Annotated in this window: 20 protein-coding genes; 12 read left to right on the top strand and 8 right to left on the bottom strand. The window is 66.8% G+C overall.

Translation table 11 applies throughout. The annotated features are described in order from the left end of the window. Window positions 1-76: 76 nt before the first annotated feature. Window positions 77-3,823, bottom strand: a complete 3,747-nt coding sequence (locus tag ACFE6Z_RS00225) for a LamG-like jellyroll fold domain-containing protein (RefSeq protein ID WP_375383691.1) — start codon at window positions 3,821-3,823, stop codon at window positions 77-79. A 321-nt stretch (window positions 3,824-4,144) separates the two neighbouring features. On the opposite strand from ACFE6Z_RS00225, the gene ACFE6Z_RS00230 reads away from it, so the two are divergent. The 6 genes from ACFE6Z_RS00230 to ACFE6Z_RS00255 all read left to right on the top strand — a co-directional run bounded on the left by ACFE6Z_RS00230 (window position 4,145) and on the right by ACFE6Z_RS00255 (window position 10,474). Then, window positions 4,145-4,804, top strand: coding sequence for a recombinase family protein (locus ACFE6Z_RS00230; RefSeq protein ID WP_375383692.1), 660 nt, complete (start codon window positions 4,145-4,147; stop codon window positions 4,802-4,804). Between the two features lie 82 nt (window positions 4,805-4,886). Then, entirely contained in the window at window positions 4,887-5,645 is a 759-nt protein-coding gene (locus ACFE6Z_RS00235) for a DeoR/GlpR family DNA-binding transcription regulator (RefSeq protein WP_375383693.1), read from the top strand. 139 nt (window positions 5,646-5,784) lie between these two features. Further along, on the top strand, window positions 5,785-6,861 hold the full coding sequence (locus ACFE6Z_RS00240) for an ABC transporter substrate-binding protein (protein ID WP_375383694.1): 1,077 nt from the start codon (window positions 5,785-5,787) through the stop codon (window positions 6,859-6,861). A gap of 93 nt (window positions 6,862-6,954) precedes the next feature. Next, window positions 6,955-8,514 (top strand): sugar ABC transporter ATP-binding protein, encoded by a 1,560-nt coding sequence (locus tag ACFE6Z_RS00245; RefSeq protein WP_375383695.1) that lies wholly within the window; start codon window positions 6,955-6,957, stop codon window positions 8,512-8,514. After that, window positions 8,511-9,479 carry an ABC transporter permease gene (locus ACFE6Z_RS00250; RefSeq protein WP_375383696.1) on the top strand — a complete coding sequence of 323 codons (969 nt, stop codon included), beginning with the start codon at window positions 8,511-8,513 and terminating at the stop codon, window positions 9,477-9,479. Before ACFE6Z_RS00245 ends, ACFE6Z_RS00250 begins: the two co-directional genes overlap by 4 nt. After that, window positions 9,476-10,474, top strand: a complete 999-nt coding sequence (locus ACFE6Z_RS00255) for an ABC transporter permease (protein WP_375383697.1) — start codon at window positions 9,476-9,478, stop codon at window positions 10,472-10,474. Before ACFE6Z_RS00250 ends, ACFE6Z_RS00255 begins: the two co-directional genes overlap by 4 nt. 26 nt (window positions 10,475-10,500) lie before the next feature. Here ACFE6Z_RS00255 and ACFE6Z_RS00260 read toward each other — a convergent pair whose 3' ends face one another. The 4 genes from ACFE6Z_RS00260 to ACFE6Z_RS00275 all read right to left on the bottom strand — a co-directional run bounded on the left by ACFE6Z_RS00260 (window position 10,501) and on the right by ACFE6Z_RS00275 (window position 14,220). Beyond that, the gene (locus tag ACFE6Z_RS00260) at window positions 10,501-10,863 is read right to left on the bottom strand and encodes a gamma-glutamylcyclotransferase family protein (protein WP_375383698.1); all 363 of its coding nucleotides are present in this window, start codon (window positions 10,861-10,863) and stop codon (window positions 10,501-10,503) included. 29 nt (window positions 10,864-10,892) lie between these two features. Continuing rightward, entirely contained in the window at window positions 10,893-12,164 is a 1,272-nt protein-coding gene (locus tag ACFE6Z_RS00265; protein WP_375383699.1) for a DUF445 domain-containing protein, read from the bottom strand. Between the two features lie 59 nt (window positions 12,165-12,223). Beyond that, window positions 12,224-13,393, bottom strand: coding sequence for an acyl-CoA dehydrogenase family protein (locus ACFE6Z_RS00270; RefSeq protein WP_375383700.1), 1,170 nt, complete (start codon window positions 13,391-13,393; stop codon window positions 12,224-12,226). 65 nt (window positions 13,394-13,458) lie between these two features. After that, a complete protein-coding gene (locus ACFE6Z_RS00275) occupies window positions 13,459-14,220 on the bottom strand; it encodes an alpha/beta fold hydrolase (protein ID WP_375383701.1) in 762 nt (253 codons plus the stop codon). A gap of 55 nt (window positions 14,221-14,275) precedes the next feature. On the opposite strand from ACFE6Z_RS00275, the gene ACFE6Z_RS00280 reads away from it, so the two are divergent. Beyond that, window positions 14,276-14,680, top strand: coding sequence for a pilus assembly protein CpaE (locus ACFE6Z_RS00280; protein WP_375383702.1), 405 nt, complete (start codon window positions 14,276-14,278; stop codon window positions 14,678-14,680). A gap of 7 nt (window positions 14,681-14,687) precedes the next feature. Here ACFE6Z_RS00280 and ACFE6Z_RS00285 read toward each other — a convergent pair whose 3' ends face one another. Both ACFE6Z_RS00285 and ACFE6Z_RS00290 read right to left on the bottom strand, forming a co-directional pair. Then, complete coding sequence (locus ACFE6Z_RS00285) at window positions 14,688-15,626, bottom strand: 3,4-dioxygenase subunit beta (protein ID WP_375383703.1); 939 nt, start codon at window positions 15,624-15,626, stop codon at window positions 14,688-14,690. Between the two features lie 112 nt (window positions 15,627-15,738). After that, the gene (locus ACFE6Z_RS00290; protein WP_375383704.1) at window positions 15,739-16,956 is read right to left on the bottom strand and encodes an MFS transporter; all 1,218 of its coding nucleotides are present in this window, start codon (window positions 16,954-16,956) and stop codon (window positions 15,739-15,741) included. A 358-nt stretch (window positions 16,957-17,314) separates the two neighbouring features. Between ACFE6Z_RS00290 and nrdH the strand changes: the two genes are divergently transcribed. Genes nrdH through budA form a run of 5 tightly spaced genes read left to right on the top strand, consistent with a single transcriptional unit; the run spans window position 17,315 to window position 21,936 of the window. Then, on the top strand, window positions 17,315-17,551 hold the full coding sequence (gene nrdH / locus ACFE6Z_RS00295) for a glutaredoxin-like protein NrdH (protein WP_150450322.1): 237 nt from the start codon (window positions 17,315-17,317) through the stop codon (window positions 17,549-17,551). Window positions 17,552-17,555: 4 nt separating this feature from the next. Further along, a complete protein-coding gene (nrdI, locus tag ACFE6Z_RS00300; RefSeq protein ID WP_375383705.1) occupies window positions 17,556-18,032 on the top strand; it encodes a class Ib ribonucleoside-diphosphate reductase assembly flavoprotein NrdI in 477 nt (158 codons plus the stop codon). Continuing rightward, the gene (gene nrdE, locus ACFE6Z_RS00305) at window positions 18,014-20,194 is read left to right on the top strand and encodes a class 1b ribonucleoside-diphosphate reductase subunit alpha (protein ID WP_375383706.1); all 2,181 of its coding nucleotides are present in this window, start codon (window positions 18,014-18,016) and stop codon (window positions 20,192-20,194) included. The genes nrdI and nrdE overlap by 19 nt, the downstream gene beginning before the upstream one ends. A gap of 28 nt (window positions 20,195-20,222) precedes the next feature. After that, window positions 20,223-21,200, top strand: a complete 978-nt coding sequence (nrdF, locus tag ACFE6Z_RS00310; protein WP_375383707.1) for a class 1b ribonucleoside-diphosphate reductase subunit beta — start codon at window positions 20,223-20,225, stop codon at window positions 21,198-21,200. Between the two features lie 7 nt (window positions 21,201-21,207). Then, window positions 21,208-21,936: an acetolactate decarboxylase gene (gene budA / locus ACFE6Z_RS00315; RefSeq protein WP_375383708.1), complete on the top strand. Its 729-nt coding sequence runs from the start codon at window positions 21,208-21,210 to the stop codon at window positions 21,934-21,936. A gap of 143 nt (window positions 21,937-22,079) precedes the next feature. On the opposite strand, the gene ACFE6Z_RS00320 is transcribed toward budA, so the two are convergent. Then, entirely contained in the window at window positions 22,080-22,835 is a 756-nt protein-coding gene (locus tag ACFE6Z_RS00320) for an EI24 domain-containing protein (protein WP_375383709.1), read from the bottom strand. Window positions 22,836-22,890 lie beyond the last annotated feature (55 nt).

The raw sequence follows: 22,890 nt of genomic DNA on the forward strand, positions 1-22,890 counted from the left end.
TCGTTTCACGATGGCTTCGATTCTTTCGTCGGGTTGTAAAAACTGTCGGGCAAGGAGATGTCGTACGTCGGCGGGTTTAGAAGAGGATCAACAGTGCTCCGGTAGGGCTCTTGGCGGGTGCGACGGTGGCGGTGCCGGGGAACTCGGCCGACACCGGGTAGTAGCCGGCCTTGAGGTTGGGGAGCGTGACGCTGCCCTTGCCGCGGGCATCCACGGTCACCGGGTAGGTCTTGTTTCCCACCTTCACCGTCACCGGCCCCGCGACCGGCCCATCGGAGGAGACCGTCACGTTCACCGTGACCCGGAACCAGGAGATGCCCAACAGCGGATTGGAGACCTTCACCGTGGCCGGGAACAGCACCACGACTCCTGCCGATGCGGCCGTTCCCGGCAACCGGTTCGCGGCCGTCGCGGTCACCTTCACCGAGAGCGACTTGCCCCCATCGGCTTTGACGGTCGTGTACTTCGCCGACGTCGCACCAGCGATCGCTGCTCCATCGCGCAGCCACTGGTAGGTGAACGTCGCCCCCGAGGCATCCCACTTACCCGGATCCGCCGTCAACTGCTTACCCACCAACGCAACACCCGACACCACCGGCGGCGCCACACTCGCCACCGGCGTCTGCTGGGTGGGCGGCGTCACGAGGGCGGTGACCTCAGCATCGGTCAGCGCCTTGTCGAAGAGGTGCACGTCGTCGATCGCACCGTTGAGGAAGTCGACGGGGTTGCCGCCCCATTGGCCTCGACCGAGCGCGATCGTTCCGTCCGAGAGCGTGCCACCGCGCGTCGACTCGGTCGCCGCGAGCACGCCGTCGACGTACAGCTTGAGCTTTCCGGCCGCCGCATCGCGCACACCGACCAGGTGGTGCCAGCTGCCGAGTTCGGGGGTGGTCACCGCCACCGCACGCGGTCCGTCGGGGAAGCTGAACGCGAAGCCCTTGAGCGTGTCGCCGTACTGGAGGAAGAACGGGCTCTGGCCCGTGAGGCCGTCGGCACTGGCGATGGTGGCGTATCCGCCCCCTGAGGGCAGCGCATCCATCCGCACCCACGCAGCCACCGAGAAGTTTCCGGTGGTGTCGAGCTCCGGGACGGATGCTGTGGCCGCCTGTCGATCTCCGTTCAGCTTCAGCGATGAGCCGTCGGCGCGCGGAGTCCACGCGGCGCCGTCACCCAGTGTCAGCGTGTGAGCGTTGCCGGACGTATCGGCGCTCTGGGCGCCCGATCCTTCGTTGAGCGGCCAGAATCCGATGCCGTTGGGGCCTCCGGTCGCCGGCGGCAGCTGCCGGGGATCGGAACCGACTTCGAGCACCTTCTTGTTGATGGCGGCGACCTTCGCGCCGTCCATCTTCAATACGCGGCGATCGTAGGTCCAGATGCCGTTGACTTCGCCCTCGACATCGGTGATCTGGGTGTAGACCGAGCCGGAGAGGTACTCCTCGGCGGGGCGCACCAGAGCCGCGGTGTTCTTGACGTATGCGGCGGTCAGCTCAGCGGAGGTCGCGACCTCGCCGTACGGGTTCACCGATCCGCCCGGCCACACGTGACCCGGAACCGAGAGCGAGAATCCGCCGTGCTCGCCGTCGATCGACGCGCGGGTGGCGTCGGGATGCGGCAGTGCCGGACCCGTGTAGAGGTGCCAGTCGATCACGTCGCCCCTACCGGAGTCGCCCTTCGAGTCGCAGCAGTTCACGCCGCTGGCGGCGTTGACCAGCCGGCTGGGGTCGGCGGCCTTCACCTCGTCGGCGATCTGGCCGGAAGCGGTCTTGTCCCACTCGCCCCACCCCTCGTTGAACGGGATCCACCCGATGATCGAGGTGGTCGAATCGAGCTGGTCGATGAGGCTGAGCAGCTCGTCGTGGTACGCGGCGCGGGTGGCGTCGTCCTTGTTGCCGCCGTTGTTGGCCGGCATGTCCTGCCAGACCAGCATGCCGATCTGGTCGGCGTGGTAGTACCAGCGGGCCGGCTCCACCTTGATGTGCTTGCGGATGGTGTTGAATCCGAGGTCTTTGGTCGTCTGGATGTCCCAGGCGAGCGCCGCGTCGGTCGGCGCCGTATAGACGCCGTCGGGCCAGTAGCCCTGGTCGAGGGTGGAGAGCAGGAACGTGCGCTGGCCGTTCAGGAAGATCTTCTGCACGCCGTCGACCTCTTTGACCTCGATCGAGCGCATGCCCGAGTAGCTCAACGCGACGTCGGTCGACGCGCCGTCCGTCAACGTGACCTGCAATCCGTACAGGTACGGGTCGGCGGGCGACCACAGGTGGGCGTTCGGAATCGGGATGCTGAGCGGGGCGTTGGCAGCGCCGGTGGCCCTGCCCACCTCGGCGCCGGAAGCATCACGTGCCACCGCGGTGACGGTCGCGCCGGCGGATGCCGTGGCTGAGACCGCCTCGAGGGTCAGCGCAGAGTTGGGCAGGTCAGGGGTCAGCTCGAGCTGATCGATGCGCGCGGGCGCGACCGGCTCCATCCAGACCGTCTGCCAGATGCCGGATGCCGGTGTGTAGAAGATGCCGGCGGGATTCGGGTCCTGCTTTCCTCGAGGCTGGTTGCCCGTGGTGTCGGTGACCCGCACGATCAGCTCGTTGGGGCCAGCCACCAGCGCGTCGGTGACATCGGCGCTGAATTCCTCGTAGCCGCCGATGTGGTGAGCGACCTCGGTGCCGTTGACGTACACGGTGGCGTCGTAATCGACCGCGCCGAAGTTGAGTTGCAGGCGCTGCCCGTTGCCGACGTTCCATGCGGCTGGCACCTCGAAGGTGCGGCGGTACACGAAGTGGTCTTCGTGGCGCTTCAGGCCCGAAAGCAGCGACTCGATCGGGTACGGCACGACGACTTCTTCCGACAGGTCCGTGCCGAACGGGGTCGGGCTCTGGGCGGTGGCCGCCTCGAACTGCCACGTGCCGTTCAGGTTCTGCCAGTCCGTGCGCACCAACTGGGGGCGCGGGTACTCGGGCAGCGGGTTGTTCGGGTCGACGTCCTTCGCCCACGGCGTGGACAGCACGTAGGTCGACGCATTGTCGACGGGGATATCGAACGCGGGGACCGGCTGACCGCCGGCCGTGAGCGATCCAGCGCCATCGTAGCGCAGTCGCACCGCCACGTTCGCACCGATCGGACCACTCGGTGTGACGATGACGCTCTGCGCATCCGGTCCGGGGGCCACCGAGCCGACCGGCAGTCCTCCCTGATCCACCGAGAGCTGCAGGTGATCGGCCAGATTCGCCGTGCCTGCGACCTCACCGGGGAATGCGAGAGCGACGCTGTCGCCCGCCGTGTTCACCGAGGCCCGTGCGGGGTAGAGGGCCAGGTCTGCCGGGGGAGTCAGCGCGCTCATCGGCACGATGGACTTGTCGATTCCGGGACCGGACCAGCTCAGCTTCATGTACGCACCGCCGGTGGCCTGGAAGTTGTCCAGGCGGAAGTCGACCTTCTGGCCGGCCTGGAGCGTGACGACGCTCGATGTCTGCTCGAGGTCCCACTTGTTCTGCCAGAAATCGATGATCTGCTGCCCGGCGACCCACAGGCGGAACCCATTGTCACCGACGCCGTAGAACGTGTAGTCACCGGTGGTCGGCGCGGTGAGCGAACCGGTCCAGCGCACCGCGGCGTTATCGCCACGCCCGACGCGCTCCTGGTACACCGGAATCAGGTTCGAGTAGTTGATCGCGCCGTCGAGCACCGTGGCCTTCAGCTCGCCGAAGGGATAGTCGGCTCCGTCGCCCAGCAGGAAATACTCTCCCTTGAGACCGTTCGCCGCGGCCGGTGCGGCCGCAGCCGGCAGTGCCGGAGCCACCAGCGCCGCGGCCAGCAGAGCGCCCGCTGTCACCACCGCTCCCCAACCACGAAACCATCGTCCGCGCCCCTGGTTACGGTCGTCGCGCTTCATCGCGTACTCTCCCTCGAGTCTGGGCCGCGGCTACCGCGCCTCGGCAGGCACAAGGTAGCAGTCTCAAAACCCTGTTCGCAACTGCTGTCAAAAACGCGCAAACTGGGTCGAGACGGCGTCAGAACGATGACGAATCGCCGCAGCATCCCGCCCGCGACGGGAGAAAACCGCGCACCGAGTACGATTGCGACATCAATTCGGACATGGTTCCGGACAGAATCTCAGACCAGAGCCGCGTTAGTCGTGAGCGGGGGTGATCGCATGGCCGACGTCGGATACGTGTGGGTGGGGCCCCTCGAGCACAGCTCCGAGTACCAGCGCGATCTGCTCAAGCACGCCGGTGTCACGCGCATCTATGCCGATATCAGTTCCAATTCGGCTACACAGGCCAGGCCAGGGCTGACTGCCGCGCTCGATGAGATCAGCGCCGACGACACGCTGGTGATCTGGCGACTCGATCGCCTCGCCGCCACACTGCCCCAGGTCCTGTCGCTGCTCGAACTGCTGGGCAACCGGGGCGTCGGCGTGCGCTCTCTCGTCGAGAAGGTGGAAACGTCGGGGGAAGACGGCAGGGCGGTGCTGGCGGTGGTGCATGCGTTCACCGAACTCGAGCGCACCCTGACCCGCGAACGAACGATGGTCGGGGTCTACGCCGCGAGGGCGCGCGGACGCGTCGGAGGGCGACCGCGTGCGCTCTCGGCGACAAACATCGAGCGCGTCGCGATGCTCCGCGATCAGGGAGCGTCCGTGCGTGAGATCGCCGAGCAGCTCGGCACGTCCCGCGCCACGATCTATCGGGCGATCGAGGAGCAGAACCAGATCGACGCCGAGTCGGAGGCAGAGAAGAAGCCGATTCGCGCCATTCGATTCGTCGCTCCGGCGCCCGACGGACCTGGCCCTCAACCGCTCGACGAGGGGTGAGGGGCGCCCCTTCCTGCACCGACCGAGAACGTTTTCGATCAAAATCGATCGGAACCGTACGAGTTGCTCTTAGGATTGCCGAGTGATTGCAGCGCAGCGACGCAACCTGATCCTCGACTACGTCCGCTCAGAGGGCGCAGTGTCGATCAACGACCTCGCCGAGCGCCTGCACACCTCGTCGGTCACGATTCGGCGCGACCTCAGCCATCTCGACGAGGCGGGACTGCTCACCCGCACCCACGGTGGTGCGATCGCCGACCCGGCCACCAGTGAACGCAGCTACTCCGAGAAGACGGGCCAGGCGATGGCCGAGAAGCGGGCGATCGGGCGGTACGCGGCCGACCTCGTCCACGACGGGGATGTCATCGTGATCGGCCCGGGTACCACCACCGAAGCGTTCGCTCGCAATCTGGTCGATCGAATCGGACTCACCATCATCACCAACTCGCTTCCCGTGGCCGAAACCTTCGTATCCACGCCGCAGAACCAGCTGATCATGACCGGCGGCACCCTGCGCGGATCGATCCGCGCCCTGGTGGGCGAAGCCACCAACCGCACGCTCCGCGGCATCCACGCCGACAAGACCTTCCTGTCCGGAAACGGACTCGTCGCCGATTTCGGACTCTCCACGCCGAGCATGCTCGTCGCCGATGCAGACTCTGCGATGGCCGCCGCTGCGCACGAGACGATCGTGCTGGCCGATTACACCAAATTCGGCCTCCGATCAGCGATTCAGACCCTGGCGACTGAGGCCATCGGTCAGATCGTCACCGATTCTCTGGCGAGCGCCGACGAAATCTCGTCCCTGCGCCGCGCAGGCGTCAGCGTCGCCGTCGCATAAACCTCGTCTGGACTTTTGGACACGTTTTAGCAACAATGCTCACGTAGCGGTTTCAGGAGTGACCGAAATTGCTACGTTCTGAACGCAGGCGTTCCAGAACGTCCCGCATCCACATCAACAAGGAAGTTGGAGCATTGCAATGAGTTCCACCACGAAGTCCCGCTACCTACTCGGAGCGGCAGCAGCAATCGCGGTCCTGACCCTGGGCCTGGCCGGCTGCACGAACACCGGCACCACCGCGGCATCCTCCGCTCCTGCCGCTGACACGCAGCAGACCGCCCAGGCCTCCGACGGCCCCACCTGCTCGCTCGCCGACTACAAGGGCGAAGCGATCGATCTGAAGGATGCCACGGTCGGCTTCTCGCAGTCGGAGAAGGAAGACAACCCCTTCCGCATCGCCGAGACCCAGTCGATCAAGGACGAGGCGCAGAAGGTCGGCGTCAAGAAGCTCATCACCACGAACGCGCAGTCGACGCTGTCCAAGCAGATCTCCGACATCCAGGACCTCATCGCACAGGGCGCGCAGATCCTGATCGTCGCGCCGCTGAACTCCGACGGACTCGAGCCCGCGCTCGAAGCCGCTCGTGAGAAGAACATCCCCGTCATCACCATCGACCGCAAGCTCAACGCAGGAGCCTGCAGCGACTATGTGTCCTTCCTCGGCTCCAACTTCGTCGAGCAGGGCAAGCGCGCCGCCGATCAGCTGATCGCGGGCACCGGCGGCAAGGGCAACGTCGCAATCCTGCTCGGCTCTTCGGGTAACGGTGTCACCACCGACCGCACCTCGGGCTTCGTCGACCAGATCGCTGCAGAAGCGCCCGACATCAAGATCGTCGCGCAGCAGACCGGTGAGTTCGCTCGCGACAAGGGCCAGGCCGTCACCGAGCAGCTGCTGCAGTCCAACCCCGAGATCACGGCGATCTACGCCGAGAACGACGAGATGGGCCTCGGCGCGCAGGCTGCGATCATCGCGGCGGGCAAGGTGCCCGGCAAGGACATCCAGATCTACTCGATCGACGGCACGAAGAACGCTGTCGAGCAGCTGGCTGCCGGCGCCTACAACGGTGTCATCGAGTCGAACCCTCGCTTCGGACCCCTCGCCTTCAAGACGATCGCGTCCTTCCTCGGCGGCGACGCCGTGGGGCAGGCCATCGTGATCGAAGACGGCGAGTACACCGCGGACAATGCGGCCGAGAAGGTCAACTCCGCATACTGAGTCGTGACAAGTGGGCCGGCGACGATCCCGTCGCCGGCACACTGCCGACTCCGACTCAGCGAAGAATCACAAGAAGGACAGAAGAACGTGACGATGGAGCACACTTCCGACAACACCGTTCCCGTGCTCGAGGCGCGGGGGGTGTCGAAACGGTTCGCGGGAGTCACAGCGCTCGACTCGGTCGACTTCACGGTGCGGCCCGGCGAGAGCATCGCGCTCATGGGCGAGAACGGTGCCGGCAAATCAACACTGATCAAAGTGCTGACCGGTGTGTACCAACCGGATGACGGTGAACTCGTCCTGAACGGCACGCCGACCGCATTCGCACGTCCGCTGGATGCGCAGAAGGCCGGCGTGAGCACGATCTATCAAGAGGTCAACCTGGTGCCGCTGATGTCGGTGGCGCAGAACATCTACCTCGGTCGTGAGCCCCGCACGGCGATCGGCCTCATCAATTTCCGTCGCATGTACCAGGATGCGCGGGCGCTCCTGCAGGAGTACGGCATCCAGGTGGATGTGCGACGACCGCTGCGAAGCCTCGCTCTCGGCGTGCAGCAGATGGTCGCGCTCGCCCGCGCCGTCAGCATCAACGCGAGCGTCGTCATCATGGACGAGCCCACCTCCTCGCTCGAGGCACGTGAGGTCGAGACGCTGTTCCGGGTGATCGGGATGCTGCGCAAGCGCGGAATCGCCATCATCTACGTCTCACACCGCATGGACGAGATTTACCGCGTCTGCGACAAGGTCACGGTGCTCCGCGACGGCAAGGTCGTGCACGTCGGTGATCTGCACGAACTGCCGCGTTTCGAGCTCATCGCGAAGATGCTCGGTCGGTCGGTCGAGATGGTCGAGCGCGGCGGAATGACCGCGTTCCACGCGCTCAGCACGAGTGATGCGCCCCCCGTGCTGGTGGGCAAGGACCTCAGTCGGAAGCACCAGATCGACGGCATCGACATCACGATCCGGCCGGGCGAAGTGGTGGGGCTCGGCGGACTGCTCGGCTCCGGTCGCTCCGAGACGCTCAAAGCTCTCTCCGGGGTCATGCAGCTCGATCGCGGGTCGGTCACGATCGACGGCAAGACGGTGCGCAGCGGGTCGGTGCCGGCCGCCATCCGGGCAGGGATCGTCATGCTGCCCGAAGACCGCAAGAGCGAGGGGATCGTTCCGAACCTCTCGGTGCGCGACAACATCGTGCTGGCAGCACTGCCGAAGCTCTCCCGAGCCGGATTCACGTCGCGGCGCAAGCAGGACGCGGTCGTGGATGTCTTCATCCGGCGGCTGCACATCAAAGTCTCCAATCCCGATCAGATCGTGTCCGAGCTCTCGGGCGGCAATCAGCAGAAGGTCATGATCGCCCGCTGGCTGGCGATGACGCCGAAGGTGCTGCTGCTGGACGAGCCCACGCGAGGTATCGACGTCGGAGCCAAGGCCGAAGTTCAGGCGCTCATCGACGAACTCGCCCACGAGGGGCTTGCCATCGTGCTCGTCTCCTCCGAGGTCGAAGAGGTCGTCGAAGGCTCGGGGCGCGTGATCGTGCTCCGCGACGGATCAATCGAAACCGAGCTGACCGGAGAAGACGTCGACGAGGGCTCGCTGCTGGCCGCGCTCGCCGGCGAGAAGACAGACCGATCGATCACGAAGGCAGAAGCATGACTCAGGCAACGGTGACGCTCGCCAGACCCAGTCGGGCGGCGATGCTCGGCATCCTCCAGACATACGGCGTGTACATCGCCATCGTCCTTCTGCTCGTGTACAACCTGATCTTCACCCCGAACTTCTTCGCGCTCGACAACTTCCGCACGCAGTTCGTGCAGGTGGTGCCGGTGCTCATCGTGGCGCTGGGTATGGCACTGGTGATCGGCACGGAAGGCATCGACCTCTCGGTGGGCGCCGTCATGGCCTTGGCCGCGGCCTTCATTCCGCTCTACATCGGCTATGGACTCCTGCCGGCGGTGATCATCGCCGTGGCGGCCGGAGCGTTCATCGGCCTGATCAACGGATCGATGGTGGCCCTGATCGGGGTGCAGCCCATCGTGGCGACCCTCTCTGTCATGGTCGCCGGTCGCGGCATCGCATTGCTGATCGCCAACGAGCAGCTGAAGTCAGTGACCGACCCCGCCGTTCTGGCGATCGGCCGCGAATCGCTCTTCGGCATCCCCTACAGCGTGATCATCGCTGCCGTCCTGGTGGCGGCGGTGGCACTGCTGGTGAACAAGACGACCTTCGGCAAACAGCTGATCGCGATCGGCGGCAGCCGACGGGCTGCCGAACTGTCCGGGCTCCCAGTGAAGCGAATCCTGCTGCTCACCTACGTGATCTGCGCGGCCCTGGCCGCAGTGGCCGGAGTGATCGGCACCGCGCGCCTGGGCGCATCGGTTCCCTCCACGCTCGGCAACCTGATCGAACTCTCCGCCATCACCGCCGTCGTGGTCGGTGGAACCCCGCTGAGCGGCGGCCAGGTGAAGGTCATCGGCACGGTTGCCGGCGCCGTGCTGCTGCAGTTCATCGGCGCGACCCTGATCAAGCACAACATTCCGGATGCGTATTCGCAGATCGTCCAGGCGGTCATCATCCTGCTCGCCGTGTACATCCAGCGCGGAAAGGTCTTCGTCCGATGACAACCACGATCGAACCCGAGGCCGGTCCCGCGACGTCGACCCAGCTGAATCGCGAGCGGATCGCCGGGCTCACGCAGACCTATGGCGCCGCGCTGGTGCTGGTCATCCTGCTCGTGGTCGGCAGCATCGCGTTTCCGACCTTCGCCACGCCGACGAACTTCGCCAACATCGCCACCCAGTCCTCGTTCCTGATGATCGTGGCCGCGGGCATGACGTTCGTCATCCTCACCGGCGGCATCGACCTCTCGGTGGGGTCGGTCTTCGCTCTGGGTGGAGTGCTCGCCGCGTACGGCTCGACCTGGGGGCCCCTCGGCGCCATCGCCCTGCCGCTGATCGTGTGCGGCGCGATCGGCGCTCTGCAGGGCACACTCGTGGCCTATGTCAACATGCCGCCGTTCATCGTGACCCTGGCCGGGCTCCTGGGCGTGCGCGGGCTCGTTCTCGCCATCACCGAGGGCGGCTCGAACACTCCGCTCATCACCGACGAGGTCGTGATCGGCATCGGGCAGGACGGTGTCTTCGGGCTCAAGTGGCCGGTGTTCATCGCGCTCGCGGTGATCGTGATCGGCACGCTGCTGCTCGCGCGCACCACCGGCGGTCAGTCCGTGCTCGCCGTCGGCGGCTCAGAGAGCGCGGCGACCCTGATGGGCCTGCCCGTCGCGCGGGTCAAGTTCAGCGTCTACGTGATCAGCGGACTGTGCGCGGGGCTCGCCGGTGCGCTCAACGCCGCCTATTCGTCGTCGGGAGTGCCCACGGTCGGCGTCGGCCTCGAGCTCAACGCGATCTCAGCCGTGGTGATCGGCGGAACGCTGCTGGTCGGCGGTCGCGGCAACCTGATCGGAACCGTCGCGGGCGTGCTGCTGCTGAGCGTCATCCAGAACCTCATCAACCAGGTCGGCTCGTTGAGCTCGTCGGTCCAGTCAGTGGTCTCGGGAGCATTCCTCGCGGTGGTCGTGATCATCCAGACGGTGCTCTCGCGCACCCAGCGGCTGTAGCGGACGAGCCCGCGGCCCCACCGCCCTTACGGACGCGCGGGCCCCGCGGTGACATACGCGAACGCGTGCGTGCCGCTGGCGAGCACGACGGTGACGCGGCGATAGTGCGCCACCTCGTACTCGTCTGCGGCCTCCAGTTCGTCTTCGGTGAGCCGGAGCACCCTCCCCGTCACCTTGTCGCGGGGATCGCCGGTCTCGCGGACGATCGGATGCGCCGCCAGGCCCGAGACCTCGACGACGCGGGGATCGCCGACGCCCACGTAGTCGACGGTGTACCCGGGCAGGACGTCGTCGTCGCACGGCACGAGGTGCCCGAAGGTGTCGAGCTGGACGGCGGGATCCTGGAGCGTCCCATAGCTGAAGACCAGCTGATCGGCGAGGGTGGCCACGGCTTCAGGGTAGCGGCGTAGTTGTTGGATCACCCCAGGAACGCGTGGGCGATGCTGAAGATCGCGAGCCCCGCGAGCGCGCCGACGATCGTGCCGTTCAGGCGGATGTACTGCAGGTCGCGGCCGACCATCAGCTCGATCTTCTCGGTCGTCTCGGCCGGGTCCCACCGCTCGACGGTGTCGGTCACGATCGACGCGATGTCGTGGCGGTAACGGTCGACGAGGAACACGGCGGCCTGCGTCACCCAGCCGTCGACGCGGCGCTGAAGCGCAGCATCCGTCGCCAGTCGTCCGCCGATCTCGGCGAGCGCAGTGGTCGCGCGGGTGCGCAGGCTGCTCTGCGGATCGGCGAGCGAGTCGAGCAGGCCGTTCTTGGTCGTATTCCACGCCGTAGCCGCCAGCTCGCGCACGCGCGGGCTGTCGAAGATCGCGATCTTCGCGTCTTCGAGGCGCCCGATCGTCGCCGGATCGTGCTCGAGCCCGTCGGCGAGCCGGGCGAGGTAGGCATCGATCGCGTGGCGGGCGGGATGCTGCGGGTCGGCGCGCACCGCGACGACGAACTTCACGGCTTCGTTGTAGATCGTGTCATCGACGAGCCGATGCGCGATGGACGGCACCCATGACGGCAGCCGGCGCGAGACGAGTCCTGCGAACGCGTCGTGGTTGTTCGCGAGCCAGACCGAGATGTTGTCTGCGGCGAGGTCGACCGCGGCGTGATGAGCGCCCGAATCGACGATCTTGCCCAGCCACGACCCCACGGGCGGACCCCATTCGGGAAGGATGAGGTGCTCGCGGGCGAGGTCTTCGATCACGTCGCGCACGTCGTCGTCACTGAGGGCGCGCAGCACGCCGGCGGCCATGGTCGACGCCTCGGCCGCGACCCGCGACGCGTGGGCCGGCTCGCGCAGCCACTCGCCGAGCCGGGCTGAGATCGCGGTGGCCTCGAGCTTGGTCTGCACGACGTCGGCCGACAGGAAGTTCGTCTCGATGAACTCGCCCAGCGTGCGGCCGATCTCGTCCTTGCGGTTCGGGATGATCGCGGTGTGCGGGATCGGCAGACCGAGCGGACGCCGGAACAGCGCCGTCACCGCGAACCAGTCGGCGAGCGCTCCGACCATGCCGCCTTCGGCGAACGCGCGGACGTACGCGAGCCAGGGGTACTGCCCCTGCAGGGCGAAGGAGATGACGAAGAGCACCGCCATGACGACCAGCCCGCCGAGCGCGACGCCCTTCATCACCCGGAGGCCGCGCCGCCGTTCCTGATCGGCTGCGCTCAGCAGAGCCGTGGGAGTGTGCACCATCCGGTCATCCTCGCACGCGGGTCTGCGGGCAGGTTCAGGGTTGCGGATGCCGGGTTGGGTCAGGGTTGGAGTGGGCCGAGCCACGCCGACGCGACGGTCGAGTGCGCCGACTCGGGGTCGGACGGGTGGAACATGCCGGCCAGCACGTCGCGGTAGAGGCGCCCGATCTCGCTCGAAGTGAAGTACGACGAGCCGCCGGAGACGAGCACGGCTTGGTCGACGACCTCTTTCGCCATCGTCACCGCGCGGTGCTTGATGCCCGACAGCAGCGAGAACCAGCGCGCGCCGTGGTCGGCGCGCGTGTCGACGTCGGTGGCGAGCGACTGGAGCTGCGGGGGGAGCGCGTCGTACGCGAGCGCCATGTCGGCGATCCGCCAGCGGATGTCGGGGTCTTGGCCGTACGCCTTGCCGGTGCGCTTGGACGTGCGCGTCCCCGCCGTCTGGACGGCCAGGTCGAGCGCACGCCGGGCGATGCCCGTGTAGACCGACGCGAGCAGGATCTCGAAGACGCTGAAGATTCCGAACACGATCGGGTCGGGGTTCGGGCCGGGGGCGATCCGGCGCACCACCCGATCGGCGGGGGCGACCGCGCCGTGCAACTCCGTCGTGCGGCTCTGGGTGCCGCGCATGCCCACGGTGTCCCAATCGTCGCGGGCGACGACGGTGTCGCCCGCGCCGGTGCGGGGGACGAAGGCGTAGACCATCCTCGGCGCGTCCTCCGAGGTGGTGTCCAGGCCGTGCAGACCCAGCTGCGTCCAGACCGGAGCGAGCGAGGTGAAGATCTTCGTGCCGGTGAACGCGTACGAACCGTCGGGCCGGGGCGCAGCATCCGTGTCGCTCCCGAACAGCACGAGGTCGTTGCCTGCCTCGCTGATGCCGAAGGCGAACACCTCGCCGGCTGCGGCGCCGGTCTGCACGAATGCGAGGTCGTCGATGCCGCGATCCTGCAGCACCTTGGCGACGCCGGTCCAGACCAGGTGCATGTTGATCGCGAGCGCGGTGGCCGGGGCGGCGCCGGCGAGGCGCTGCTGCAGGACGGATGCCTCGGCCAGGCCCAGGCCCGCACCGCCACGGTCTTCGGGCACCAGGATCGCGAGGTAGTCCGCCGCTCTCAGCTCGTCCAGGTCGGCGTCGGGGAAGGTGTTGTCGCGGTCGTGCTCGGCCGCACGCGAGCGGATGCGCTCGAGCAGGTCATCGGGCAGGTACGCGGTCGGGTCGAAGTCGGTCACCCTCCCATTCTCGCGCCCGGCGCGGGCGCTCGGCCGGGTTCTGCGCCGTCCTTCCCGATGTTCGGTCAGCCCCCAACGACGCGGAGGAACTCGGCGACCGTCGCCTCGGGCTGGTCGCGGTGCGGCGAGTGGCCGGCCCCGGCGATGTACGAATAGCGGATCGCCGCGTTGGCCGCCTGGAGGGCAGCGAGGCGCTCGCCCCAGTAGATGCTGTAGACCGCGGGATCAGACCCGAGGATGTGCGTGGGCACTGTGAGGGCCGCGGCGGAGGCGGTCACATCCCACGCCTGGTTCTGCGCACTGGACTGCTCCACCGCCCACCGGCTCACCTGGTGGGCGGCGACCGCCTTCAGCTCGATGTCGTGCTCGTGCCAGCCGGGGTGCGCGGCCCGTACCGCGGCCTCGCTCGGGTCGGCGAACGTCTCCTCCTGGCTCGCCCGAACGATCACGAGGTCTTGATCGGTCGGCTTGATCGCCGGATCCACGAGTACGAGGCGCGCGGTCCACGACGGATGATCGGCCGCGGCGAGCACCGCGGCGGCTCCACCGAGCGAGTGGCCCACCACCAGGTCCCATGCGCCGCCACCGCCCGGGAGCGTGGCCGCGACGTCGGCCGCATACGCGGCGAGCGAGTAGTCGAGAGCCCGCGGGGCGACGCCGTGGCCGCGCAGGTCGACGGCTGAGGCGTGCCAGCCGGCATCCGCCAGCGCCGTCCCGAACCGCCACATGAGCGGGCCGTTCGAGCCCAGTCCGTGGATGAGGAGCGCGCGGCGCGTAGCGGACGGATCGCCCCACGACAGGCGGGGGAGCGTGAGGGGTGCGGGCATGCCTTCAGCCTACGAGTGGCCCCGGGGGCCCAGCATCCGGGTGATGATGGTTGGCATGATCTCGACGGAATCGGCACTCGCACTGCGCACAGCGGGCCTCGTGTGGCACCCGCGCTCCGGAGACCGGTTCCAGCTGAACGAACCCGAATTCGACGCGGACGTCTTCACGGTGAGCGAGATGACGATCGAGCCGCGGGATTATTCGACCGGCACGATCCTCTCGTTCAACGGCACCACCGAGTGGGCGCTGGATTCGGTCGCGCTCGAGGACGCGCTGTGGCTCCCGCACGAGAGCCAGCTGCGCGAGCTGCTGCGATCGACCTTCCGGTCGCTGCGGCGCCTGGCCGACACCTTCCAGGTCGAGGTGGAGGTGCGGGGCGAGACGTTGGTCTTCGAGCATCCCGAACCCGCCGACGCGTACGCGCTCGCCGTGCAGGAACTGCTGCGCCGGATCGCCTGACCGACCCTCACACGCCGATCGTGAGGGCCGCCGTGTAACCGGAGGCGACGGAGCCCGACATCGTCGCGATCTGGTGGATGCCGCCGTCATCACCGAACACGTTGTCGCTCTGCAGCGAGATCTGCGAGAGGTTCCGCACGCTCTGCTCGTAGCCGCTGGTCGCATAGACCGTGTCGTCGACCTCGGCGGGCAGGGCGATCTGCGACGTCTTGACGATGGGGCCGGATGCGACGGCGGTCGCGACATCGTCGTACACCTCGAAGTGGATGTGCGGCCAGCGCCCCGAATAGCACGCGGGGTAGATCGATGTGAACGTCACCGTGCCGCTGGCGTCGGTGGCCTGGACGCCGCGGAGGTAGTTCTCGTTCTCGAGCCCCTGGCCGTAGAGCGAATAGTCGCCGTTCTGGTCGCAGTGCCAGAGGTAGACACCCTTGCCGGCGAGGGCGGCGCCGGTCGCGGCATCACGCACCGTCAGGGCGATCGTGAGCGGGACGCCGGCCGCCACGGTCGTCGACGATCCGAAGCTCGCCCGGATGTCGCTGCGCACGATGCCCGAGTCGTCGAGGACGTTCACGCCGTTCGAGCCGTCGGCCGGGTAGGGGCCGCCGGTCTCATCGGGCACGGCGGGGAGGGGTTCGGATGCTGCGGCCGCCGTCGTCGGAGTGGCCGAGGGCGACGGAGTCGGCGTGGGCGTGGGCGCGCTGGGTGTCGCGCTGGGCGTGGTCTCGGCCGTCGCGGTGGCACCGCAGGCGGCCAGAAGCGAGGTGAGGGCGATACCGCCGAAGATGCCCAGCGCGCGGCGGCGGTTCACGAGCGTCTGGACGTCATAGACGAGACCGCGGTGGTCTTCGTCGATCGGCGAGCCGTGCGCATCGAGCCAGCGGGCGTCGGCGGTCGTGCGCGCAGAGGTGTCGCGCGGCGTCGTGGTCTGTGGTTCGCGTGTCATGGAGCCAGCTGACCAATGCCGGCTATGCGGCGGCTATCCGGCGACCATGCGGCGGCCATCCGGTGGCTATTCAGTGACGGTGCAAGTGATCGTGCCGCGCCTGCCCGCTCGGTCAGGAGGTCAGGGTGCCGATCGGGGCCGTGTCGGGGATCGGGCTGGCGTCGCGGTGACGCAGATCGGGGAACCCGCGCACGAACAGCACGGCGACCGCGACGCCGACGAACGCGAATCCGGTCGCGGCCCAGTAGGCGCCCTGCGGCCCTACGCCGTCGATGAGGAACCCTGCGATGGCCGAACCGGCGGCGGCGCCGATGAGCTGGCCCGTCCCGATCCAGCCGAAGGCCTCGGCGGTCTCGCTGAACTTGACGCTCGCCGAGGTCATCGCGAAGATCACCGCGAGCGCCGGTGCGATGCCGATACCCGCGACGACGAGCGTGCCGCCGACCCACCAGACGTTCAGCGAGAGCATCGTGAACGACAGGCCCACCGTCACGACGGCCAGGCGCCGGGCCATCGCCCATCGCCCGATCGGGATGTGCCCGAACGTCAGTCCGCCGGCGAGACTGCCGATCGAGAACACGGCGAGCACGATGCCGGCTTCCAGTCCGCCGTGGCCGAACGTCGCCACGACGCCTGCCTCCACGGCCGCGCATGCCCCGATCAGGAGAAATCCGATCACGGTCGCCAGCAGCACGGGCGCCTTCGTCAGCACTTTGCCGATGCTCCGGCGGCTCCGGGGGATGCGGACGCGCCCGACTTCGGGCGACAGGATGAACCACGATCCGCCGCCGATCAGGATCACCACGATCAGCAGGAGCGCCTGCACGGTGCCGACCTGCGTGGCCACCAGGGTGATCACGACGGGCGCGACGATCCAGATGATCTCCTGCAGCGACGCGTCGAGCGAGAACAGCGGCGTGAGCTGGCGCGAATTCACCATCTTCGGGTAGATGGTGCGGACCGCGGACTGCACCGGCGGTGTCGAAAGTCCCGCCACGACCCCCAGTGCCATGTAGCCCGGCACCCCCATCGGCACGAGCGCGATCGTCGTGATCGACAGCGCGCAGATCACGAGCGTGATCGTGAGCACGCGGCGCATGCCCCAGACACCCATCCAACGGCTGGTCACGGGGCCCGCGATCGCCTGCCCGATCGATGTCGCGGCGAGCACCAGGCCGGCTGCTCCGTACGAGCCGGTGACGTTCTCCACGAAGAGCAGGAGCGCGAGGCTCGTCATGCCGTTCGGAAAGCGCGCGGTCAGCTGGGCGGCAATGATGCGGGCGACTCCGGGAGTGCGCAGCAGATCCCGATACCCCGCCGATGCCGCCACCTCTCCACGCTATCGGCATGGAGGCGACACCGCGACACGCCGGACGCGCACGGAACGGCAGTTTCCACAGGCGCTGCGTGTCGGTGGGTCGCTCTAGCGTGTGAGCCTGTGGAGGGATGCTGTCAGAGCATCCGTAATCCCGGTGATTCAGGGATTTTCCAGGTTCGAACCGATCGCCCCGCCTGTGGATGAAACGGTGGACAACCTGTGTTGTATCTGGGGAGAGCGGTGCAAAATGACATCGATGTAACTACTAGCCCTTGTGGTGCTTTCCAATGTCGGTACCCATATGTAGTATTGCTATCCCGGCAGGGGGTTCGCCGGGAACATGAGGATTCGAGGGGACAGAAGGGTCGATATGGCTACCATCACCGTTTATACAAAGCCTTCTTGCGTGCAGTGCACCGCGACGTACCGGGCGCTGGATTCCAAGGGCATCGAGTACGAGATCCACGATCTGTCGCAGGACGCGGACGCGCTCGAGCAGGTCAAGGCGCTCGGCTACCTGCAGGCGCCGGTCGTCATCACGGATGAAGACCACTGGTCGGGCTTTCGCCCCGACAAGATCGACGAGCTCGCCGCGCGACTGGCCTGATCCCATGGCGACCGTGGTGACTGAGCGTCACGCGGTTGCCGAGGGGGAGACCGCGACGCCGCTGATCGTCTACTTCTCGAGCGTGTCAGGCAACACCGCACGCTTCGTCGAGAAGCTTCAGCGCCAGGTGGACTCGCCGGCGCTGCGGATCCCGCTTCATGCGGGGGATGCTCCGCTCCGCGTGGATCAGCCGTTCGTGCTCGTCACCCCGACCTACGGCGGGGGACAGGGCAGGGGCGAGGAGCACGGGGCCGTTCCCAAGCAGGTCATCCGCTTCCTCAACGACGAGGGCAACCGCACCCTGCTGCGGGGAGTCATCTCCGCAGGCAATACCAATTTCGGCGAGGCGTTCTGCCTCGCCGGCGAGATCATCAGCCGCAAGTGCCACGTGCCGCACCTGTACCGGCTCGAGCTGTTCGGCACGCCAGAAGACGTGGATCGCGTCAGCGAAGGATTGGAACGATGGTGGAAGCTGCAGTGAAAGAGACCGCAACAGTGCGTGCGGGCACAGAGGACTTCGCGCACGAGGCTCGGTTCGAGGGCATGGATTACCACGCCCTCAACGCGATGCTCAACCTGTACGACGCGAACGGCAAGATCCAGTTCGATGCCGACAAGCGAGCGGCGCGGGAGTACTTCCTGCAGCACGTGAACCAGAACACCGTGTTCTTCCACTCGCTCAAGGAGCGCCTCGACTACCTGGTCGAGAAGCAGTACTACGAAGGCGCGGTCCTGGAGAAGTACTCGTTCGAGTTCATCCAGCGCCTCAACGACCTCGCGTACTCGAAGAAGTTCCGCTTCGAGACGTTCCTCGGGGCGTTCAAGTACTACACGAGCTACACGCTGAAGACCTTCGACGGCAAGCGCTACCTCGAGCGCTTCGAGGACCGCGTCGTCATGACGGCCCTGGGCCTCGCCGACGGCGACGAGAAGCTCGCCACCGACCTGGTGGAGGAGATCATCTCCGGTCGCTTCCAGCCGGCGACCCCGACGTTCCTCAACTCGGGCAAGGCGCAGCGCGGCGAGCTCGTCTCGTGCTTCCTGCTGCGCATCGAAGACAACATGGAGTCGATCTCGCGCGGCATCAACTCGTCGCTGCAGCTGAGCAAGCGCGGCGGCGGGGTGGCTCTCCTCCTCTCGAACATCCGCGAGGCCGGCGCGCCGATCAAGCAGATCGAGAACCAATCCAGCGGCATCATCCCGGTGATGAAGCTGCTCGAAGACAGCTTCAGCTACGCCAACCAGCTCGGTGCGCGTCAGGGTGCCGGCGCGGTGTACCTCAACGCCCACCATCCCGACATCATGCGGTTCCTCGACACGAAGCGCGAGAACGCCGACGAGAAGATCCGCATCAAGACGCTGTCGCTGGGCGTCGTCGTACCCGACATCACGTTCGAACTCGCCAAGAACGGCGAAGACATGTACCTCTTCTCGCCCTACGACGTCGAGAAGGTCTACGGAGTGCCGTTCGGCGACATCTCGGTGACCGAGAAGTACCGCGAGATGGTCGATGACGCGCGCATCAAGAAGACCAAGATCAACGCCCGCGAGTTCTTCCAGACGCTCGCCGAGATCCAGTTCGAGTCGGGCTACCCGTACATCATGTTCGAAGACACGGTGAACAAGGCCAACCCGATCAAGGGCCGGATCAACATGTCCAACCTCTGCAGCGAGATCCTGCAGGTGAACACGCCGACCACGTACAACGAAGACCTCTCGTACAACCAGGTCGGCAAAGACATCTCGTGCAACCTCGGCTCGATGAACATCGCGCTGTCGATGGATGCCGATGACCTGGGTCAGACCGTCGAGACGGCGATCCGCGCACTCAGCGCGGTGAGCGAGCAGAGCCACATCGCATCGGTGCGCTCGATCGAAGACGGCAACGACCGGTCGCACGCGATCGGCCTCGGTCAGATGAACCTCCACGGCTACCTCGCCCGCGAGCACGTGTTCTACGGGTCGGAAGAGGGCCTGGACTTCACGAACATCTACTTCTACACGGTGCTGTACCACGCGCTGCGCGCGTCGAACAACCTCGCGATCGAGAAGGGCGAGGCCTTCGACGGGTTCGAGGACTCCACCTACGCCAGCGGCACGTTCTTCGACAAGTACATCGAGCGCGCCTGGGTCCCCGAGACCGACAAGGTCGCCGAGCTCTTCGCCGGCAAGCACATTCCGACCCAGGCCGACTGGTCGGCGCTGCGCGACAGCATCCAGAAGCACGGCATCTACAACCAGAACCTGCAGGCCGTCCCGCCCACCGGCTCGATCTCGTACATCAACAACTCGACGAGCTCGATCCACCCGATCGCCTCGAAGATCGAGATCCGCAAGGAAGGCAAGCTCGGGCGCGTCTATTACCCTGCCGCGTTCATGAGCAACGACAACCTGGAGTACTACCAGGACGCGTACGAGATCGGCTACGAGAAAGTCATCGACACGTACGCCGCGGCCACGCAGCACGTCGACCAGGGCCTGTCGCTGACGCTGTTCTTCAAAGACACCGCCACCACACGTGACATCAACAAGGCCCAGATCTACGCGTGGCGCAAGGGCATCAAGACGATCTACTACATCCGCCTGCGGCAGATGGCCCTCGAGGGCACCGACATGGCTGAGTGCGTCAGCTGCATGTTGTGATCGACAACAAATTATACCGAGGAATCTGATGACCCCCGAGAAGCTCAAGCTGCTTTCCAGCGTGCAGGCGATCAACTGGAACCGCATCGAAGACGATAAAGACGTCGACGTGTGGAACCGGCTCGTCAACAATTTCTGGCTGCCCGAGAAGATCCCGCTGTCCAACGACATCCAGTCGTGGAACACGCTGACCCCCGACGAGCAGCTGCTGACGATGCGCGTGTTCACCGGGCTGACGCTCCTGGACACGATCCAGGGCACGGTCGGCGCGGTGTCGCTGATCCCGGATGCGATCACGCCGCACGAAGAGGCCGTCTATACGAACATCGCGTTCATGGAGTCGGTGCACGCCAAGAGCTACTCCTCGATCTTCTCGACGCTCGCCTCGACGAAGGAGATCGACGAGGCGTTCCGCTGGTCGGTGGAGAACCCGAACCTTCAGAAGAAGGCCCAGATCGTCATGGAGTACTACCAGGGCGACAACCCGCTGAAGCGCAAGGTCGCCTCGACCTTGCTCGAGAGCTTCCTGTTCTACTCGGGCTTCTACCTGCCCATGTACTGGTCGTCGCACGCGAAGCTGACGAACACGGCCGACCTGATCCGCCTCATCATCCGCGACGAGGCCGTGCACGGGTACTACATCGGGTACAAGTTCCAGAAGGGCCTCGAGAAGGTCACCGAGGCCGAACGCGACGAGATCAAGGACTACACGTTCTCGCTGCTCTACGAGCTCTACGACAACGAGGTGCAGTACACGCAAGACCTCTACGACGGCGTGGGCCTGACCGAAGACGTCAAGAAGTTCCTGCACTACAACGCCAACAAGGCCCTGATGAACCTCGGCTACGAGGCGATGTTCCCCGAGACTTTGACGAACGTGAACCCGGCGATCCTGTCGGCGCTCTCGCCCAACGCCGACGAGAACCACGACTTCTTCAGCGGCTCCGGCTCGTCGTACGTGATCGGCAAGGCCGAGGCGACCGCCGACGAAGACTGGGACTTCTGACCTGACTGTGGGCAACCTGACCGCCGATGCGGTGACCCAGTTCGCGGTGCTCGACGCGCTGCTGGCCGGCGCGTACGAGTCGGGCATCACGGTCGCGGAGGTGCGGGAACGCGGAGACTTCGGGATCGGGTGCTGTGAGCACCTCGGCGGCGAAGTCATCATCGTCGACGGCCAGGTGTTCGAGTGCACGCTCGACGGGCCGCCCGCGCGCATGCTCGACGACGACATCCTGCCGTTCGTCGACGTGTGCCCGTCGCACGATGTCGCTCCCCTCGACATCGTCGACGCGAACCTGGCGGCGCTGACCGCGACGATCGGATCACAGCTGGTCAGCCGCAACCTGTTCCACGCGGTGCGGGTGGACGGCGTGTGCGCGGCCCTCCGCGTCCGGGTGACGCGGAGGCAGCAGCATCCGTACCGTCCGCTCGCCGACGTCACACGCGATCAGGTCGAAACCGAGCTGACCGGCATCCGGGGATCACTCGTCGGGTTCTGGGCGCCGGCGATCTACCAGGGCATCACCGTCGCGGGGCTGCACCTGCACTTCCTCGCCGATGACCGCAGCGTCGGCGGCCACGTCTTGGACGTCACTGTCGCGGCGGCCCAGCTGAGCGTGGTGGCCTATCCGCGGTTCCACCTTCATCTGCCGACCGATCCGCAGTTCCTGCGCACCGAGCTCACGCACGACGAGGATCACCGGATCGTCGTGGCAGAGGGCGGCGTCGGCGCGCGCTGAGGGCACGGTCGCGCCAGCAGCTGTGTGGCTCCTGCTGCGGTCATAACTGCGGTCATATCTCCGGTCGAATCGGAGATCCCGTCGACGAGACCGGCGGATATCCGCACCGTCGCTGGGCGGCTCGAGTGAAACGACCGGAGTTGTCACCGGTGTTGAGCAGGGGCTACCCGCTCGGGTTCGCCGAGCACACTGCGGGCGAGGAGCGACGAGCCCGCGACGGCGGCCGGCATCACGATGACGGCGCCGAGCGGCACGAGGAAGCAGAGCTGCGTCGCGACGCCGAACCCGAGCGCGCGCGCGCGGCGCGCACGCAGCAGCGCTCGACGTGATCGGGCATCCAGCCCGCGGGCGGTGAGGGCACGTGACGAGAGCTCGTCGGCGATCAGCCAGCCGGCGAGGGCGGTGCCGATGACCGCGCCGAGGACGCTGCCGACGACGGGGATGAACCCGATAAGGGCCGCCGCGATTGCGACCAGCACCCCACGCCCGATGAGGCTCAGCCCGTCGCCGACCGAACGCCAGAACCCGTAGCGGCCGTCTGGTACCGCGCCGCCGAGGTCTCGTTCGACCGCCCGCCAGATCCGGTCGTAGAACGGCTCGCCCACGATGAGGGTAAGGGCGGTGAAGGTCACGGCCGCCACCACGATCGCAGCGCCCAGCACCGCGGTGCCGACCGCGACCCGCAGCAGCGTCGACCAGAATCCGGGCCAGCCGTCGGCGAACGGTGTCAGCGAATCGGCGATGGCGGGAGTCTCGATGCCGAGGGCGATCAGTCCGGCCAGCATCACGAGGCTCACGATCGCGGCGGGCAGGAGCCCCCGCGCCATCACCCCGGGCCGACGGCGCCACCAGCCGAAGCCACTCAGCAGCATCCCGATCCCGTGCCCGAACTCTCGCATCGTTTCTCAGCGTACGACGGGCGTGTGCGGTGTCGATCTCGATACGGCGCTGGCG

The organism is uncultured Microbacterium sp., assembly GCF_964244775.1.
GTDB lineage: Bacteria > Actinomycetota > Actinomycetes > Actinomycetales > Microbacteriaceae > Microbacterium.

Bases quoted from the DNA above. Each gene is read 5' to 3' on its own strand.
- ACFE6Z_RS00265 (WP_375383699.1), bottom strand. From the start codon at position 12,164: ATGGTGCACACTCCCACGGCTCTGCTGAGCGCAGCCGATCAGGAACGG.
- nrdH (WP_150450322.1), top strand. From the start codon at position 17,315: ATGGCTACCATCACCGTTTATACAAAGCCTTCTTGCGTGCAGTGCACC.
- ACFE6Z_RS00320 (WP_375383709.1), bottom strand. From the start codon at position 22,835: ATGCGAGAGTTCGGGCACGGGATCGGGATGCTGCTGAGTGGCTTCGGC.
- ACFE6Z_RS00230 (WP_375383692.1), top strand. From the start codon at position 4,145: ATGGCCGACGTCGGATACGTGTGGGTGGGGCCCCTCGAGCACAGCTCC.
- ACFE6Z_RS00285 (WP_375383703.1), bottom strand. From the start codon at position 15,626: ATGACACGCGAACCACAGACCACGACGCCGCGCGACACCTCTGCGCGC.
- ACFE6Z_RS00245 (WP_375383695.1), top strand. From the start codon at position 6,955: ATGGAGCACACTTCCGACAACACCGTTCCCGTGCTCGAGGCGCGGGGG.
- ACFE6Z_RS00275 (WP_375383701.1), bottom strand. From the start codon at position 14,220: ATGCCCGCACCCCTCACGCTCCCCCGCCTGTCGTGGGGCGATCCGTCC.
- ACFE6Z_RS00280 (WP_375383702.1), top strand. From the start codon at position 14,276: ATGATCTCGACGGAATCGGCACTCGCACTGCGCACAGCGGGCCTCGTG.
- nrdE (WP_375383706.1), top strand. From the start codon at position 18,014: ATGGTGGAAGCTGCAGTGAAAGAGACCGCAACAGTGCGTGCGGGCACA.
- nrdI (WP_375383705.1), top strand. From the start codon at position 17,556: ATGGCGACCGTGGTGACTGAGCGTCACGCGGTTGCCGAGGGGGAGACC.
- ACFE6Z_RS00240 (WP_375383694.1), top strand. From the start codon at position 5,785: ATGAGTTCCACCACGAAGTCCCGCTACCTACTCGGAGCGGCAGCAGCA.
- ACFE6Z_RS00250 (WP_375383696.1), top strand. From the start codon at position 8,511: ATGACTCAGGCAACGGTGACGCTCGCCAGACCCAGTCGGGCGGCGATG.
- ACFE6Z_RS00255 (WP_375383697.1), top strand. From the start codon at position 9,476: ATGACAACCACGATCGAACCCGAGGCCGGTCCCGCGACGTCGACCCAG.
- nrdF (WP_375383707.1), top strand. From the start codon at position 20,223: ATGACCCCCGAGAAGCTCAAGCTGCTTTCCAGCGTGCAGGCGATCAAC.